The organism is Sporosarcina jiandibaonis (assembly GCF_013184495.1).
Lineage (GTDB): Bacteria > Bacillota > Bacilli > Bacillales_A > Planococcaceae > Sporosarcina > Sporosarcina jiandibaonis.
In genome coordinates this window covers 185,280-201,137 of the sequence record NZ_JAAOIY010000002.1, presented here as the reverse complement: position 1 = coordinate 201,137, position 15,858 = coordinate 185,280, and the positions used below count along the sequence as shown (strand labels likewise).

18 protein-coding genes and 1 other annotated feature (1 of these 19 cut by a window edge) are annotated in these 15,858 nt (G+C 40.2%); of the genes, 11 read left to right on the top strand and 7 right to left on the bottom strand.

Translation table 11 applies throughout. The features are described from left to right. Window positions 1-88 precede the first annotated feature (88 nt). Entirely contained in the window at window positions 89-1,261 is a 1,173-nt protein-coding gene (locus G8782_RS08130) for an NAD(P)-dependent malic enzyme (protein WP_172370448.1), read from the top strand. 194 nt (window positions 1,262-1,455) lie between these two features. On the opposite strand, the gene G8782_RS08125 is transcribed toward G8782_RS08130, so the two are convergent. From G8782_RS08125 to G8782_RS08115, 3 genes are all read right to left on the bottom strand, one after another. Continuing rightward, window positions 1,456-1,893: an NUDIX hydrolase gene (locus G8782_RS08125; protein ID WP_172370447.1), complete on the bottom strand. Its 438-nt coding sequence runs from the start codon at window positions 1,891-1,893 to the stop codon at window positions 1,456-1,458. A gap of 145 nt (window positions 1,894-2,038) precedes the next feature. Next, entirely contained in the window at window positions 2,039-2,683 is a 645-nt protein-coding gene (locus tag G8782_RS08120; RefSeq protein WP_172370446.1) for a vWA domain-containing protein, read from the bottom strand. Window positions 2,684-2,788: 105 nt separating this feature from the next. After that, window positions 2,789-3,784 carry a macro domain-containing protein gene (locus G8782_RS08115; RefSeq protein WP_172370445.1) on the bottom strand — a complete coding sequence of 332 codons (996 nt, stop codon included), beginning with the start codon at window positions 3,782-3,784 and terminating at the stop codon, window positions 2,789-2,791. A 135-nt stretch (window positions 3,785-3,919) separates the two neighbouring features. On the opposite strand from G8782_RS08115, the gene G8782_RS08110 reads away from it, so the two are divergent. From G8782_RS08110 to G8782_RS08095, 4 genes are all read left to right on the top strand, one after another. Further along, window positions 3,920-4,354, top strand: coding sequence for a MarR family winged helix-turn-helix transcriptional regulator (locus tag G8782_RS08110; protein ID WP_172370444.1), 435 nt, complete (start codon window positions 3,920-3,922; stop codon window positions 4,352-4,354). Between the two features lie 64 nt (window positions 4,355-4,418). Beyond that, window positions 4,419-5,336: a DsbA family protein gene (locus tag G8782_RS08105; RefSeq protein ID WP_172370443.1), complete on the top strand. Its 918-nt coding sequence runs from the start codon at window positions 4,419-4,421 to the stop codon at window positions 5,334-5,336. Window positions 5,337-5,487: 151 nt separating this feature from the next. Further along, window positions 5,488-6,099: a peroxiredoxin family protein gene (locus G8782_RS08100; protein ID WP_172370442.1), complete on the top strand. Its 612-nt coding sequence runs from the start codon at window positions 5,488-5,490 to the stop codon at window positions 6,097-6,099. A gap of 170 nt (window positions 6,100-6,269) precedes the next feature. Next, window positions 6,270-7,304: a sulfite oxidase gene (locus G8782_RS08095; protein ID WP_216667814.1), complete on the top strand. Its 1,035-nt coding sequence runs from the start codon at window positions 6,270-6,272 to the stop codon at window positions 7,302-7,304. A 155-nt stretch (window positions 7,305-7,459) separates the two neighbouring features. Here the strand turns inward: G8782_RS08095 and G8782_RS08090 are convergent, their stop codons facing one another. After that, a complete protein-coding gene (locus tag G8782_RS08090; protein WP_172370441.1) occupies window positions 7,460-7,921 on the bottom strand; it encodes a hypothetical protein in 462 nt (153 codons plus the stop codon). Between the two features lie 267 nt (window positions 7,922-8,188). Between G8782_RS08090 and pgeF the strand changes: the two genes are divergently transcribed. Both pgeF and G8782_RS08080 read left to right on the top strand, forming a co-directional pair. Then, window positions 8,189-8,953: a peptidoglycan editing factor PgeF gene (gene pgeF, locus G8782_RS08085; protein ID WP_172370440.1), complete on the top strand. Its 765-nt coding sequence runs from the start codon at window positions 8,189-8,191 to the stop codon at window positions 8,951-8,953. A gap of 265 nt (window positions 8,954-9,218) precedes the next feature. Continuing rightward, complete coding sequence (locus tag G8782_RS08080; protein WP_343035012.1) at window positions 9,219-10,112, top strand: DUF2167 domain-containing protein; 894 nt, start codon at window positions 9,219-9,221, stop codon at window positions 10,110-10,112. A gap of 50 nt (window positions 10,113-10,162) precedes the next feature. Here the strand turns inward: G8782_RS08080 and G8782_RS08075 are convergent, their stop codons facing one another. Together G8782_RS08075 and G8782_RS08070 are read right to left on the bottom strand one after the other, a co-directional pair. Further along, on the bottom strand, window positions 10,163-11,698 hold the full coding sequence (locus G8782_RS08075) for a malate:quinone oxidoreductase (RefSeq protein ID WP_172370439.1): 1,536 nt from the start codon (window positions 11,696-11,698) through the stop codon (window positions 10,163-10,165). A 301-nt stretch (window positions 11,699-11,999) separates the two neighbouring features. After that, window positions 12,000-12,587, bottom strand: a complete 588-nt coding sequence (locus G8782_RS08070; RefSeq protein WP_172370438.1) for a cupin domain-containing protein — start codon at window positions 12,585-12,587, stop codon at window positions 12,000-12,002. A 174-nt stretch (window positions 12,588-12,761) separates the two neighbouring features. On the opposite strand from G8782_RS08070, the gene G8782_RS08065 reads away from it, so the two are divergent. After that, a complete protein-coding gene (locus tag G8782_RS08065) occupies window positions 12,762-13,067 on the top strand; it encodes a DUF3243 domain-containing protein (protein WP_172370437.1) in 306 nt (101 codons plus the stop codon). Window positions 13,068-13,144: 77 nt separating this feature from the next. Here G8782_RS08065 and G8782_RS08060 read toward each other — a convergent pair whose 3' ends face one another. Beyond that, window positions 13,145-13,681 carry an ECF transporter S component gene (locus G8782_RS08060; RefSeq protein ID WP_172370436.1) on the bottom strand — a complete coding sequence of 179 codons (537 nt, stop codon included), beginning with the start codon at window positions 13,679-13,681 and terminating at the stop codon, window positions 13,145-13,147. Between the two features lie 226 nt (window positions 13,682-13,907). Here G8782_RS08060 and G8782_RS08055 point away from each other — a divergent pair, with 226 nt between their 5' ends. The 3 genes from G8782_RS08055 to G8782_RS08045 all read left to right on the top strand — a co-directional run bounded on the left by G8782_RS08055 (window position 13,908) and on the right by G8782_RS08045 (window position 15,747). Continuing rightward, window positions 13,908-14,540, top strand: coding sequence for a CBS domain-containing protein (locus tag G8782_RS08055; RefSeq protein ID WP_172370435.1), 633 nt, complete (start codon window positions 13,908-13,910; stop codon window positions 14,538-14,540). 34 nt (window positions 14,541-14,574) lie between these two features. Then, entirely contained in the window at window positions 14,575-14,778 is a 204-nt protein-coding gene (locus tag G8782_RS08050) for a nucleic acid-binding protein (RefSeq protein ID WP_172370434.1), read from the top strand. 255 nt (window positions 14,779-15,033) lie between these two features. Next, a complete protein-coding gene (locus tag G8782_RS08045; protein ID WP_172370433.1) occupies window positions 15,034-15,747 on the top strand; it encodes a YjjG family noncanonical pyrimidine nucleotidase in 714 nt (237 codons plus the stop codon). 89 nt (window positions 15,748-15,836) lie between these two features. Further along, window positions 15,837-15,858, top strand: a binding site (T-box leader) (it continues 227 nt past the right edge of the window).

Here is a 15,858-nt window from a genome sequence, read left to right as displayed (position 1 = left end):
TCGGAATCATGCACTTGTATTTAAAATTTAGATGTGGTAATAATTATTCATCTAAACAAATAAATCAATGGAAAAGAGGGTTAATTATATGGAAAGTGTAACTGCATTAGAGGTCCATCGAAAGCATAGAGGGAAAATGGAGATTAAATCTAAGGTTCCATTGGAAAACGATGTCGACTTGAGCTTAGCTTATTCACCTGGCGTTGCAGATCCTTGTGTCGAAATCCATAATGACCCTACCAAAGTGTACGATTATACAATTAAAGGGAATTTAGTTGGCATCGTAACGGACGGCACTGCTGTTTTAGGTCTTGGTGATATTGGACCGGCCGCGTCACTGCCTGTGATGGAAGGAAAAGCATTGCTACTTAAAAAGTTTGCGGATATCGATGCGTTTCCTATTTGCTTAGATACAACTGATACAGAAGAAATTATTCGAACCGTTAAATTACTAAGCCCCACTTTCGGCGGTATCAATCTTGAAGACATATCCGCACCGCGTTGTTTTGAAATTGAAAAACGACTGCGTGAAGAATGCGATATCCCGGTATTTCATGATGATCAGCATGGTACAGCAATCGTTGTTTCCGCTGGTCTAATGAACGCTTTAAAATTAGTGAATAAAACAATGCAAGAGATAAAAATCGTTGTGAATGGAGCAGGCGCTGCAGGTATCGCGATTACAAACTTGCTTATCTCCCTCGGTGTCAAAAATATAATGATGTGCGATTCAAAAGGAATTATTTATAAAAATCGTCCGCATGGGATGAATGAACAGAAGGAACATATTGCTGAAATAACAAATTCGAGCGAAGAAACAGGGACATTGAAGGATGCATTAAATAATGCGGACGTATTCATCGGTGTTTCGGTAGCGAATATTTTAACGAAAGAATTAGTCGAACGCATGAATCCAGACCCGATTGTTTTTGCACTTGCAAACCCGATTCCAGAAATTCTTCCTAATAAGGCCAGAGAATACGGAGTTCGGGTCATCGCAACCGGTCGATCGGATTACGCCAATCAAGTGAATAACGTCTTGGCTTTTCCTGGTATTTTCAAGGGCGCATTGAATGTTAGAGCTAAAGATATTAATGATGAAATGAAATTAGCCGCAACATACGCCATTGCTTCGTTAATTACCCCAGCGGAATTAACTGAAGAATATGTTATTCCCAATCCTTTCGATCCACGAGTTGTAGATGCAGTTTCTAGAGCTGTTAGCGATGCTGCTATTAATACAGGTGTCGCCCAGATTTGATCAATAAATCAAAGTACTATTGCGCCAAGCCCCCAAAATCTTCGGGGCTTCTTTTCTGTTTTCAAATCGTGTAACAGTCTCCTGACCTCCCGATTGAAAAACCAGCTATAAAGCTGAACACATAGATACCTAGTGAAGAAATCCAATACAACTGGTGGTTGTCTTTAATGGCAAAAAGTGCAATTACGTAGAAATCATCGTCCTCTTTTCCCTTCAATTCGCAACGCTTCAGCCATTTCGACACTGTCTTTCAAATAATCCTGTGCTTTTGCGTTATACACTTCTTCAGGCGTCATCCAATACACGACGTCCACCTCGTCGGCACTAACTGCATGAGCTTCTCCTTCTACTTCTTCACAAAGAAAAATTACATTTACAACATGAAATCCGTTATCTGTGACAAAATTTGTGCTTTGTATATAACGCGGCTTGCCTATTATTGAAAGACCAACCTCTTCTTTCACTTCCCGAATGATTGTATTCTCCAACACACCTGTAGAATTTTCCTCAATTTCCACCTTTCCACCGACCAAAGAAAGCTCTCCGCCAGCATGCGCTTCCTTTTCCCCCCGCTTGATGATTAAGTACTTACCGTCTTTGTAAATCGCTGCCTCTGTGTTAACGATGAACATAAAATCCCCCATCCTTTACTTCTATTTATAAACATTCACAGTTTATCCGTGACTTGCTAACACCTTCTAGTACCACTACTAAAAAACCTTTATATATATAAAAAACAGTACCCATTTCACGGATACTGTTTCTCATTCAAATACATCACTTTCGACTTTCAAAATCCTTTTCAATGTTTTCCTTCCAAAGACGGTCTATCTTTTGACCTTTTCGAAAAGATGTAACAGCCTCATTAAGCGCTTGGAAATTAACTTGAGTGCCTTCGCTGTCAGCATGATAGTTTACGGCATAGTCTTCTTGAATCCCGAACTTCGAAGCGGTAGCCAATGCGTCGATATTGGCACCGAGGAAGATAAACTCCCAGCCGTACTTAACCTTTTGGTGCTCAATCATTGCCTTTATCTTCGCATAATCGTATTCACGGCTGGCGTTCTCCATTCCATCCGTGGTGATGACAAAAAGTACTTTTCCAGCACGCTCTTCTTCACTCGTTCTCTTTTGGACATTGCCGATTTTATGGATAGTCGACCCAATAGCATCCAGCAATGCAGTCGTGCCGCCCACCTCGTATTCCCGTTCGGTAATCGGCGCAATCCCTTTGATCTTAATACGGTCATGCAGCAAGTCGATGTCGTGGTTGAATAAAACCGTAGTGACCGTCGCTTCGCCTTCTTCATTTTTTTGTTTCGCTAGCATCGCATTATAGCCGCCGATGGTATCCGCCTCAAGCCCCGCCATCGAACCGCTTCTGTCTAAAATAAAAACTAATTCCGTTCCATTCGCATTCATATTTGTCAGCCTCCTCGTTTGTTACCGGAACCTCCGTCCGGTTTCCTCTACAAATTAAGAATAACAAGTTATGAAATCGAATAGGTCGCTTCAGAAGCGACATTTTTACGCGCCTAACAACACTTGATCAAAACTAAATAGCACCTCATTGATTTCGTGAATATTATAGACTTCCTCTTCAATGAAATACTCAATAATCACATCGAATTTATAACTCCGCGACAACGTGTACCCCGCTTTCGCCAATAAATCGATTGTTTCATCAAGGTTTAATTCCAACGCGATCGCGAAAGCAATGACGGTTTTTTTAAGCGGCGTGTAATCGACTGAATTGCGGATTTTAGAAAATAAACGACGGTCGATATTCGCTTTTCGATACGCAGCCGCGTCTGTCATGCCCTTTTCATCGATTAAACGCAACAAGCTTTTGGAAAAAGATTCATCCATTTGCGCTAAAACGTCATCTAGACTTCTTTTGATAACGGGCGTTTCGATTGGATAAGCCTCTGATTCCTGCAAAATTTCGCTTTCCAACTGCCGTCGATTTCGAGGATAAGCGGCTTCATGCTCTTCCACATAATGCTCATCGATATACTCTGCAATCGATGTAAACAGCTTCTTGCTTATCCCGAACGCCTTCTTATCGAAAACAACAAGATAGACATATATATCATGCTCGCACAAGAATTCGCTTATGGTCGACATGGCGACTTGGAAGGCTTGTTCTCTGGGATAGCCGTAAATTCCAGAAGAAATTAGCGGAAACGCAATGGACTCATAACCTTCAGCAACAGCAAGCGCTAATGAGTTTTTATAACAATTTCTAAGAAGCGTTTCTTCATTCGCCGTGCCGCCTTTCCAAATCGGTCCGACCGTATGAATAATTTTCTTCACCGGCAATTGAAATCCATCAGTAATGACAGCCTCCCCTGTCGGACATCCGCCAATATCATCGCACGCCGCCTGCAACTCATCTGCGCCAGCAGCATTAAAAATAGCCCCGCAGACACCGCCCCCCATTTGAAGCGCGCTATTTGCCGCGTTCACGATGACATCTACACGCATCTTTGTAAGATCATTTCGCACAATTTCTAAAGGCATCGCTCAAACCTCCAATAGTGATACTTCTTTCTTCTATTCTACAAAAACGCCATTTATCCTCTGTAAAACTCGGGGTTCTGCTTTATAATTCGGCCATTCAGTTGTACACTTAACTTTGAAAGGTCGTGAATTGCCATGGAAAATCACTTAAAATCCTCCAAACAAGATATCAAACTAGGCATTTTGTTATGGTTTAGAATCACTCGATTTTACAATAAAAACATTAAATATACGAATCAACATCTAAAAAACTGGAACTTGACCGCAGCCCAATTCGATTTACTTTCCAATGTCGGAAAGAGCCAGCCGATTACTCAACAAGAATTAGGCGAGAAACTAGTCGTCACAAAAGGAAATATCACTCAATTACTGAACAAGTTGGAAAGCATGGATTTAATCCGTCGTGACAGAGAGTGGAAAACGAATTACATCTCATTAACGAATAAAGGAAAAGAACTTTATAACGAGGTCGTGCCTGAACAACAACTTTTTCAAGCAGAGCAATTCAATAACTTGGATCATGAAGAAAAGAAACAACTGCTTCATTTACTAAAAAAAATTCAAGGCTAAACTATACACTTGATTTTTCATCAGTTTAGCTATAAACTGATATTAGAAAAGGAGGATTAATGACATGAAAAATAACAATATGATTTGTGATTTAGAGACGGGTATTTGCGGACCAGGCGGCGATGCGGAAATGGAGATGATCGACCTCAACGCACCTGAAAAGAAGCTCACACTTTACTACGTAACGGATCCAATTTGCTCTCATTGCTGGGCGCTTGAACCTGTTCTGCGCCGCTTTGAAAAGCAATACGGCCACTATTTAAACATTCAAACCATCATGGGTGGATTATTGGAAAAATGGGGCGGTTTCGCGGACACCAGCAACGGCATTAACAAACCTTCTGACGTTGCCGGGCATTGGAGAGAAGTCGGAGACCATTCCCGCATGCCGATCGATGGCACTGTTTGGCTCGAAAACCCTATTTCATCATCCTACCCGCCGTCTCGCGTGTTTAAAGTGATTCAAAAAAAGAATGAGCAACTAGCATCCACATTTTTACGCCGAGCAAGAGAAGCCGTTTTTGCGTTTAATCAAAACATCGCTGAAGACAAGGTATTAATCGACATCGTCAACGAGTTAGGATTAGACGGCGAAGAAATCATTCGCGAAGCAAACCAAGCGAGCAGCCAAGCGCTCTTAAACCAAGATTTCGAACTGACAAGAAACTTGGGAGCCAGAGGGTTTCCAACAATCATTCTAGTAAATGAAGATAACAAAGGCGTTAAAATCGTCGGGGCACGTCCAATCGAATCCTACATCACCGCATTAACACAAGTTCTCGAGAATGAAGCACCGCAAGCAAAAGCAGTCCCTGCACTATCCAACTTACTCCAAGAAGAAGGATTGCTGTTCTCACGAGAAATCGAAGAGCTCTATGACATCGAACAAAAAGACATCGCTGCCTTTATTCAAAAAGAACTAACGACCGGGCAATATGAAGAGAAGGAAATTCTCGGTGAAGTTTATATTGAAACAAAATAAGAATATCGCTTTGCTATGCCCACTTGAATTCACGTGGGTATTTTTTATTTGCACGACCTGAATCAATTATCCACATGTGTATAAAATTGCTTGGTATACATATCGTGTGTAGACTAAGTATTGAATTAATTATTTCATGGAGGGGAAATTAATGAACTTAAAATTTGTCGGTATGATTATTTCAATATTCATTATTGCCTTCATGGTTATTATCACTATTAAAACTAATTTTGTAGGGAAAGATAAATCTGTTAAATTAGAGGAGTACCCCAGTGGTTTAATAAAAGATCAAGTTAATAAATTAGAAAAAGAAGGCTCAGAGTTTGAAATAGGGTCTGAAAAAAATAATGTCGCGCCTGATTTTGAATTAAAAAATTTATCTGGTGAAATGGTTAAACTCTCCGACTACAAAGGCAAGAAAGTATTCCTGAATTTTTGGGCATCATGGTGTCCACCGTGTAGAGTTGAAATGCCGCACATGGAGAATTATTATAAAAAATATAAGGACTCAGAGAATGTAGAGATTATTGCAGTCAATATGACTACCGATGAAAGAAATATTGAAAATGTTGAGAAGTTTGTTGAGTCTCTTGGATTATCATTTCCTGTGCTATTAGATCCTGAAGGTGAAATAAATGATTTATATGATTTTGATTATTATCCAACAACATATTTGATAAACGCCGATGGAATAATTGTGAAAAAATTTTGGTATGCAGTAGATGAAAAAAAGATTGAAGAATTGATAGATAATATTGAATGAGTTAAACCTGATCAACAGCACCAGTTAGTGGGGTTGATAGGTTTTTTTAATCCATTCAAAAAAAGTACTGATAAGAACCCCCAATCGACTATTATCACTCCACAAAACATATAAATCCTAATCAGGAGGAGATTCTATTTTACTCAAGTCAAAAAGTCGTTAAGCCTTATTTGATTACGCGTAGTTTGCAACCCGAAAATCAGGAAACGCCGACCCAATTCATCGAGACGGATTTAATACCTAGCCATTTATTTTATCGACGAAACCATTTCTCTTATCCAACGCTTTCTGCCGCTAACTATTGGATTCCGTTAAACGGTTCCGTCAACACACCTACACTGTTTTCCATGCAAGATATCCTTCAATTACCGTCTAAAACGATTAACGTAGTCCTCGAATGTGCGGGAAACAAACGCAGTTTATTTGAACCTAAAGTGTTTGGTGAACAATGGGGAAAAGGAGCAATTAGCCAAGGGGCATGGAAAGGAGTTCCGTTAAGGGCTCTTCTTGAACTTGCTGGAATTAAAGATGGAGCAAAAGAAGTTGTCTTTGAAGGATACGATTTTGGGAAAAGAACTGATTTAGATCGTGTATATACATTTACCAGGAGCTTGCCGATTGCAAAAGCACTTCATCCTGACACCATAATTGCTTATGAATATAATCACCAACCCATTCCATTTAAGCATGGTTTTCCCTTGAGACTAATCGTCCCGCAGTGGTATGCAATGGCTTCTGTTAAATGGATAAAGCAAATAACGGTAATTAATCAAAGCTTTAAAGGCCCCTATCAGTCTATTGACTATGTTTATTATCCGCATAAAGAGACGAACGAGGACGCCCGGCCCGTAACAACAATGAATGTCAACTCCACCATCCAAAAGCCGCTAGATCGGGATATCCTCGACACAGGTAAGCATTTGATTAAAGGGATTGCATGGACGGGTAAAGGCACTATAACAAAAGTAGAAGTCAGTACAGACAATGGGCAGACTTGGTCAAACGTGAAGGTTAATAAAGGCGACAATAAGGGCTATAAATGGGTATCTTGGTCTCATGTATGGGTAATTGCAGAGAAAGGCGAATACAGAATCATGTCGAAAGCAACCGATTCCTTTAACCGAGTTCAGCCATTAACCCCTCTTTGGAATCGAAAAGGCTATGGATATAATGCCGTCGATGAAATTATGGTTAAAGTAGAATAGCGACCTAAAAGTAGAGCAGGAATTAACATTCTCTGCTCTGCGGTAGGTTCTAAAATAATTGGGATTACCCACTAAGCCATAAGAAAATCGTTATTGGAAAGTTTGAAAGTAATTATTCATTCCCATTTATACACTTCATACTCTAGGTGATTTAACTAACTAGTCCATCTCAATCCTGAAAGTTCGGGTAAAATATCTCTGTGATGTCCCCAATTTAGAATATGAATATTCTGTAGTTCGGAATCGGGTAATGAGGATATACTCCGAGAGTTATAAGCAGGTTTGTGAACGTAAATTAATAAACGTTCAGCCAAATCAATATCTTTTGACCACATTTCATTTGTCGGCTTTTGCAGACCATGTAACCTTCCAACATAAACCTTAGTGTTATTCGAGGCATTTGTATCGAGCCAACCTTCTTGTGAAATTCTTTTTCCTAGAGTCTGAAAATCAGATTTGCCAATGTACAGCAATACATCGCTACCGTAAACCGGATGTTTCCCATAAATCTGATAAATACCGTAATCAGTCACGACATTCGTTAAATTCGGCAGGTCTTTCAGATTGTATGATCCTTCCCAATCAATTTGAATTAAATGTGTTTTTGCAATCACCATTTTTTCTATCCCCCCTCTAACAACAATATGTTTAGTATTGAAATTGTATTTTCATGTCAGGTGTTCAATGTTACTTAATTGTTTTAACCTCTTCAGATTTCTTTCCTTTAATAAATGAATATACATCTCTAAAGAAGCCAAGGTACGCAATCAATAACAGGATCGCCAGCCGCTATATGCAGGATATCCGTTTTAGTTAGTCCGATTACTCTATATTCGCCTATACATCAGCACAACAAATGCGATATATTAGCAATAGGTGATGAAATGAAAACGAAACTATACGTAAACTACGAAAACTCCATTGCAGGAATGACAATGAAAGATGAAACGGAACTTGAAAACAACAATATGGCGCTTCATGCATGTGAAAACCCTGAAAATATAATTATGAACAGAAAAAAACTAGCCGCGTCTTTACAATGCGACCTGGCGTCTTTTGTATGCGCTAATCAAACTCACAGTGCCCACTTCCACAAAGTAACCCTCACGGACATAGGACGCGGTTCTGAGCAGCTAGAAACCGCCATCCAGGATACAGACGCACTTTATACTTACGAACCGAACATAGTCCTGTGCAGCTTCACAGCGGATTGCGTACCTGTCATTTTTTATAATGAAAAAACAAATCTCATCGGAGTCATCCACTCCGGCTGGCAAGGCACAGTAAAAGAAATTACACCGAAACTGTTCGAGCATTTAAAACAAGTTGAACAATGCGATCCACACGATTTCCACGTTCAAATCGGCGCTGCCCTGAGCCAAGAAAAATTCGAAGTCGATGAAGACGTGTACCGTAAATTTAAAGATCTTGACTATGCGGACGAGTTTATGTATTTCAATGACAAAACCAACAAATACCACATCGATAATCAATTAACCGTGAAAAAACAATTGGAGCTAGCGGGCATCCCTGCTGAACAAATTACGATTGATCAAACCTGTACATATCAAGATCCGGACGGCTTTTCATATCGTGAAGACAAGCAGTGCGGAAGGCATTTGAGTTTTATCGTTAGAAAAAGTGACTGATTTAATGTTCGAAAATGTTTTGCTTGCACTTAGTCAAGGTTTGATTGCACATAAACGTTTTTTGCTTGCACTCAACACGATTCGCTTGCGAGTCGGGACTTTTCAACTACCTATATTCATCCTCAAATGTCGATGAATCTGACCAATTATCAGCTACATAAAGTCACAGAACTAAATTTAATTTTAATTAAAAAAATTGTATTAATTCACAATCGTTGCGTGCTATAATATACGAAACTAACAAGTCATTTGGGGGAGTCGCGACGTGAAACGATTGATTGTAATGATGGCTGCATTATTGATGGGGTTTGGCACGACAGTAAGCGCGGAAAGTGATTATGAATGGATTGAAGGCGGCACATCAGTAGATTTGGGCGACATCGTTTCGATAGACCTCGATCCAGAATTCGTCTTTTTAGACGCGGAAAATACGAAGCAAATGTCTATGGACTACGGGGATCCTGTTTCAGGGTACGAAATCGGAAGCATATTCCCGATGGACGAATCTCAAACATGGGCGGTCTTTTTCGATTATGAAGAGACGGGCCACATCAAAGATGATGAAAAGGAAAAGATCGACGCTAAAGCTTTATTGAAAAGTTACAAAGACGGGGCGGAAGACGCCAATAAAGACCGCCAATCAGGCGAGCGCTTTTATGTAACCGGATGGGACATCGAACCGCATTATGATGAAAAGACGCATAATCTGACTTGGTCCTTATTACTAGAAGATGACAATAAAGAAACCTTTTTAAACTATAATACTCGCTTACTGACAAGAGAAGGGAATATTTCAGTCGTTCTTGTGACTGACCCGGATAATCGAGAAGCGGATAAAAAGTTGCTGAACGAACAAATTTTGCCCAAGCTAGAAGTAACAGCCGGCAACAAATACGAGGACTTTGACAAGTCCACTGATAAAGTGTCCGAACACGGCTTGAACGCTTTAATCTTAGGCGGCGCGGGATTAGCTGTAGCCAAAAAGGTAGGAATTCTAGGCGTCATTCTAGTTTTCGCTAAAAAGTTCGGCGTGTTAATAGTAGCTGGTCTTGCGGCACTTTGGGGATTCATCCGAAAGAAGAAAAAGCAACCAGTTTCATTTGAGGAAGAAGTGGTAGCGACTGAGGAAGACGAAGAAAAAGATTCATTAAATAAATAAAAGAAGCTTAGTCGTCACTTTCTAACTGTGACGAACTAAGCTTTTTTATATCAAGTAGTTACTTTTATTCTAGTTTTTTCCTCCGAAACATCTTCGACAACCGGCTTTGCTTCTCTCAAACCCAATGTCTCTGCTGTCATCGCATGAATCTCTTCTAACAGCTCCGGGTTTTGCCCGAGTGACACGCCGTATGAAGGAAGCATTTCTTTAAGTTTGGGTTCCCACTCGTCCATATGATCAGGGAAGCATTTATTAAAGATCTCAAGCATAACGTGAACCGCAGTAGAAGCGCCTGGGGATGCACCTAGTAATGCTGCAATCGACCCATCTTCCGCACTAATAACTTCCGTGCCAAATTGAAGCGTTCCTTTTCCGGCCACAGTGTCTTTAATGACTTGTACACGTTGACCCGCGACGACCAAATCCCAATCCTCGACTTTCGCATTCGGGATGAACTCGCGCAATTCTTCGATACGCTGCTCTTTCGACAGCATGACTTGCTCGATCAAGTACTTTGTCAATGACATCTCTTTCGCGCCCGCCGCCAACATCGTTAAGACGTTATTCGGTTTTACCGAAGTGATTAGATCCATATTTGAACCAGTTTTCAAAAACTTCGGCGAGAAGCCGGCAAACGGTCCAAAGAGCAACTCTTTTTCATTCTCGATAAATCTCGTGTCAAGATGCGGAACAGACATTGGCGGCGCTCCGACCTTAGCTTTGCCGTATACTTTCGCATGGTGCTGAGCGATAACATCCGGATTATTGCATGCTAAAAATATCCCGCTTACCGGGAATCCGCCAATATGTTTTGATTCTGGAATGCCGGTTTTTTGTAGTAAATGCAGACTTCCCCCGCCTCCGCCGATAAAAACGAACTTCGCTTTGTGGCGTTCAAGTTTCCCGCTGCCGTTACGCACTTTTAATTCCCATGAGCCGTCTTCTGCACGCTTAATATCTTCAACGCTATGCTTGTAATTCATATCAACGTTTTGACCCTTTAAGTGGTCAAACAACATGCGCGTTAAAGCCCCGAAGTTAACGTCAGTTCCAGAGTCGATTTTGGTCGCTGCTATAGGTTCTTTCGACTTTCGATCTTGCATGATCAATGGAATCCATTGCATCAGTTTTTCCGGATCATCGGAAAACTCCATCCCTTGGAATAAAGGGTTGTTCGTCAATGCTTCAAAACGTTTCTTTAAAAACGCGACATTTTCTTCTCCTTGCACCATGCTCATATGCGGCAATGGCATGATAAAGTCTTCTGGATTACTGATCAGACCGCTGTTTACCAGATAAGACCAAAACTGCATGGACAGCTGAAACTGCTCATTAATCTTGACGGCTTTACTGATATCCATTGTCCCGTCCGGCTTTTCTGACGTGTAGTTCAGCTCGCACAAGGCCGCGTGCCCTGTCCCCGCGTTATTCCATTCATTGGAGCTCTCCTCGCCTGCCATTACAAGCTTCTCAAATACTGTAATCTTCCAGTCGGGCGCCAATTCTTTCAGAAGCGTCCCTAAAGTCGCGCTCATGATTCCGGCGCCTATTAAAATAATATCTGTTTTATTTTCTTTATTATTCATGTCAACGTCTCCATGCTCCGAATTTTCAAAAAGGATGGAGACAATTCCCCCCTATCACACCTTTTTTCTCCCTATGCCCCTATCACAATCTATCGTTATTATGTTCTCATAATTTTATCTACTATTTCTAATTATAGACTAGTTATGACATATAAAAAAGGGTGAAATTTATTTGGAGTTTTTGCACGAATTAAAAATTAACATTAAAATCACATGAAAATTAGCTCGTATTTTTCACCAAGCCATTTTCCACTCTAATATCTGTCATTCAATTAAATCAATCGTCCTGACTTTCACCTCTTTAATCGCCCTGACCGTAACCTTCCTCTGCAGCCATTGCATCTTCTTTCGTTACATGAACGGTCCCGAATGGATGGTTAGGCGGCGCATATATCGAGTAAAGTTTTAGCGGAACATTGCCAGTATTGATTACATTGTGCCATGTTCCCGCAGGTAGCACGATCGCAGAATCATCATAAATATTTCTTACAAAGCTTAAATTATCTTTACTCTTGCCCATTTGAACGATACCCTGACCTTGTTCAACACGCAAGAATTGGTCAACGTCAGCGTGCATTTCCAAACCGATATCTTCGCCAACATCGATACTCATTAAGGTAACTTGCAAGTATTCTCCGGTCCATAAAGCCGTACGGAAAGTATTGTTTTGCTGCGTAGCTTGATTGATATTAATGACAAACGGTCCTGCTCCGTAATCTTTTAATGCAATACTGTCATTACCATAGGATGAATGAAAATAATCAAATCTGTTTGCAAGATCTACCTCAACAGGAAGAGTCCAGCAACCACATTGTCTACCGTAACTATACATTGGCATATCAGCATAATGAGGATACGGATAATGATACATATTTGGAACGTAATACATTTAAATCCACCCTTTCATAACTAATGAATTATCCTATGCGTTATGTAGAGAGAATGTACTTAAATCCAGATTTCATAGCCGCAAGTCATTTCTGCTAAGATAAATTTTTCCATGTTTACTTTAATTACAGTAAGTGCAGGATATGTGTACAAAAACAAAGGAGTGTTATTTTCTATGGGCATGCAAGATAAAGTGAAACAGGAACTGTCGAAGATTAACGTCGAAGAGAAAGATCAGATTTTAGAGAATTTCAACCAATTCAAACAGTACCTCTCAGAAAAAGTAGAGCTGGGCGAAAATATGGGGTTAAGCGAAGAAAAGCTTGCGAAAACTGCCGAGTTAGTTGCAAATTATCTCGCCAACCACGAAGAACCTCGTAACCGTGAGGAAAAGGTTTTAATGGAACTTTGGAAGGCCGGATCCAAAGAAGAGCAAGGCGTGCTTGCACATATGCTTTTAGAAATGGTTAGAAGAGCTTGAAATAAATTGATCATGACCGTGTTTTGGTCTAATGAAAAAGGCGACCGCTCAAGTGGTCGCCTTTTTAAACGTATAAATTACTTGAAAGCAGAAACCTTCTTCAACAAAACACAAACCGGAAGCGCGATGGCCATCCCCACGACGTTTTGAACGATATTCCCTGGAATCGAAGCCAAAGGAATAATCCAACTGCCAAACAAGACCCGTTCACAAAGAAAATAAACGGCTAGCATAACCGGAATCGAAACGATGGCAGCAAGCAGATTGAATGGCATGCTATTTCCTCTCCGACCGTTCGACCAAGCAATTTTACCAACGATGTAACCTTGCAACCCGCGAGCTAGAATAGTGAAAGGCGCCCATAACGTCCAACCCGAAACCAAGTCAAATAACCCCATGCCGACAGCCCCGGCAATCGCTCCTTTTTTAGGCCCGAATAGAATCGATGCGATAAAAAGCATGCCCGTTCCAAGATGCACCAACCCGCCATTTGCCGCAATTGGCAGTCTGATATTCAACAAGAGTGTCGCCACAAATACAAGTGCTATTAGCATTGCCGAAAGAATAAGATCAAAAGTGCGCGATTTTGAATAACCAACTGTAGTTGCTTTCATTATCCACTAACCTCTTCCAAATTAATATTATAAATTTAATACTGATAACTTAGCACGGAGCTGACATGTTTAAAAGTATCAATCGCGACCATAAAGCAGGGGTCAGATTGCGGAATAAATAATATAGACCTTTTACTTCAAAGTAAATATCTACTATAATGAGAAGAAGTCAACTATAGTCAAAAGATTACAATATTACAGAAATCTATTCATTGGGGGAATGACCATGTATATCGGGGATTTATTATTAAAAAGAATCGCCGTCGCAACTGTGAACAGCGATCAAACAGTTACCGAAGCTTTAGCTAAAATCAATGATAGTGGCTACAGATCGGTGCCTGTCGTAGGTGCAGACGATACCTATAAAGGCATGATTTATAAAGTGGACCTGCTCGAATATCTTCTCGAGCAAAATGGCGATGGAAACGCATCAATTGGTCCATTAATAAAACACCAAGATATTTATCTAGACGAAAATGTCTCGTTCTTAAATGCGCTACTTGAAATTAAAGCATTGCCGTTCATCAGCATCGTGAAAGACGGAAAACTGACAGGGATACTCACTCATAACCAAGTCGAAAGCGTGTTAGAAGATGCATTCGGACTAAAAACGGGCGGCATCAATATGACAGTCGCATCGTCGGAAGCGGCGGGCACGCTCGAGAGATTGACCAAAACGTTGCGCGGCGAGCATATCGAAGGATTATTCACGCTAGACAACGGTTCAGTACTCGCGAGACGCGTCGTCGTCACCCTGAGAGGCGATAAAACTAACGAGGAAATCGATAAACTGAAAAATAAACTGGAGAAAAACGGCTTCAGAACTTTGCAAACGAATCGGATTGAAAAGAAATGGTGAAGCAGATGGATTCCTAATAATAGGGGGATTAATAATGAAAAGAGTTTGTCATCAATGTCAAACGGAAATGATAGATGATTGCAAAGTAAATGTTGAAGGCGGGATGTATGGAATTAAAATTAGTCAAAAGGGCAAAGGAATCTTCAATAATATTTCTGCAAAACCTAAAGCAGCTATCTGTCCAAACTGTGGTTATGTAGCTTTCTATATTGATGAGTTTAGAGAATTTAATAAGTAAATACACAATCTCGACAAACCAGAATATATATTATAAGCCTGATTCCTTAAACAGATAGAGGAATCAGGCTTTTTCATGTTTCAATATCCTTAACACTTTGTGCCATTAGTCATAAATCAGGCCATATTCTTGAGAAGGAACTTAGACAGTGAAGCTTTGTAGATGTAAAATAAAGCTGTACCAGAAGATATTTTAAAATATGATTGCTTAAGAAGCGGTTTGATGGTTAAGACAGCATGAAATGGAGAGTTAATCTTGAAAAAGTATCAAACTTTATTATTTGATGTAGATGATACACTATTGGATTTCGGAGCTGCAGAAAGTGAAGCTCTACGATTGTTATTTAAGGAACAAAACATTCCCCTGACCCCTGAAATCGAGGCATGCTATAAAAAGATAAATCAAGATCTCTGGAAGTCCTTTGAAGAAGGGAAAATTAATCGCGATGAGGTCTTGAATACTCGCTTTTCAATTTTATTTCAGGCATATAATCGAGAAGTTGATGGAGCTCTACTGGAAAAGAGCTACCGCAGCTATTTGGAAGAGGGAAAACAACTTGTTGACGGGGCTCTTGAATTGATAACAGAGCTACAAGATCAATACGACTTATATATTGTCACGAACGGTGTTTCCAAAACTCAGTACAAACGATTACGCGCTTCGGGATTATATCTATTATTTAAAGATATTTTCGTGTCAGAGGACACGGGCTTTCAGAAGCCAATGAAGGAGTATTTCGATTACGTATTTGCAAGAATTGCTGATTTCGATCTAAACCGAGCATTGATCGTCGGAGATTCTTTAAGTGCGGATATTTTAGGCGGCCAGCTAGCCGGAATAGACACATGTTGGTACAACCCCGAAATGAAGCCCAACAATACAAATATTGTTCCAACCTATGAAATTCAAAAACTCGAAGAGCTTTATCGGATTTTGCTATTAAAGGAAAATAAAATTGGTCTCAGTTAGTCAACCGTGCATGCATGATTTTCTATCGGGCTCGTTTTAATATAGTGCAATAACATATTGACATGGTAATTTTTCTCTGATAGATTATATAAAAGTCTTTGACGAGAAAAA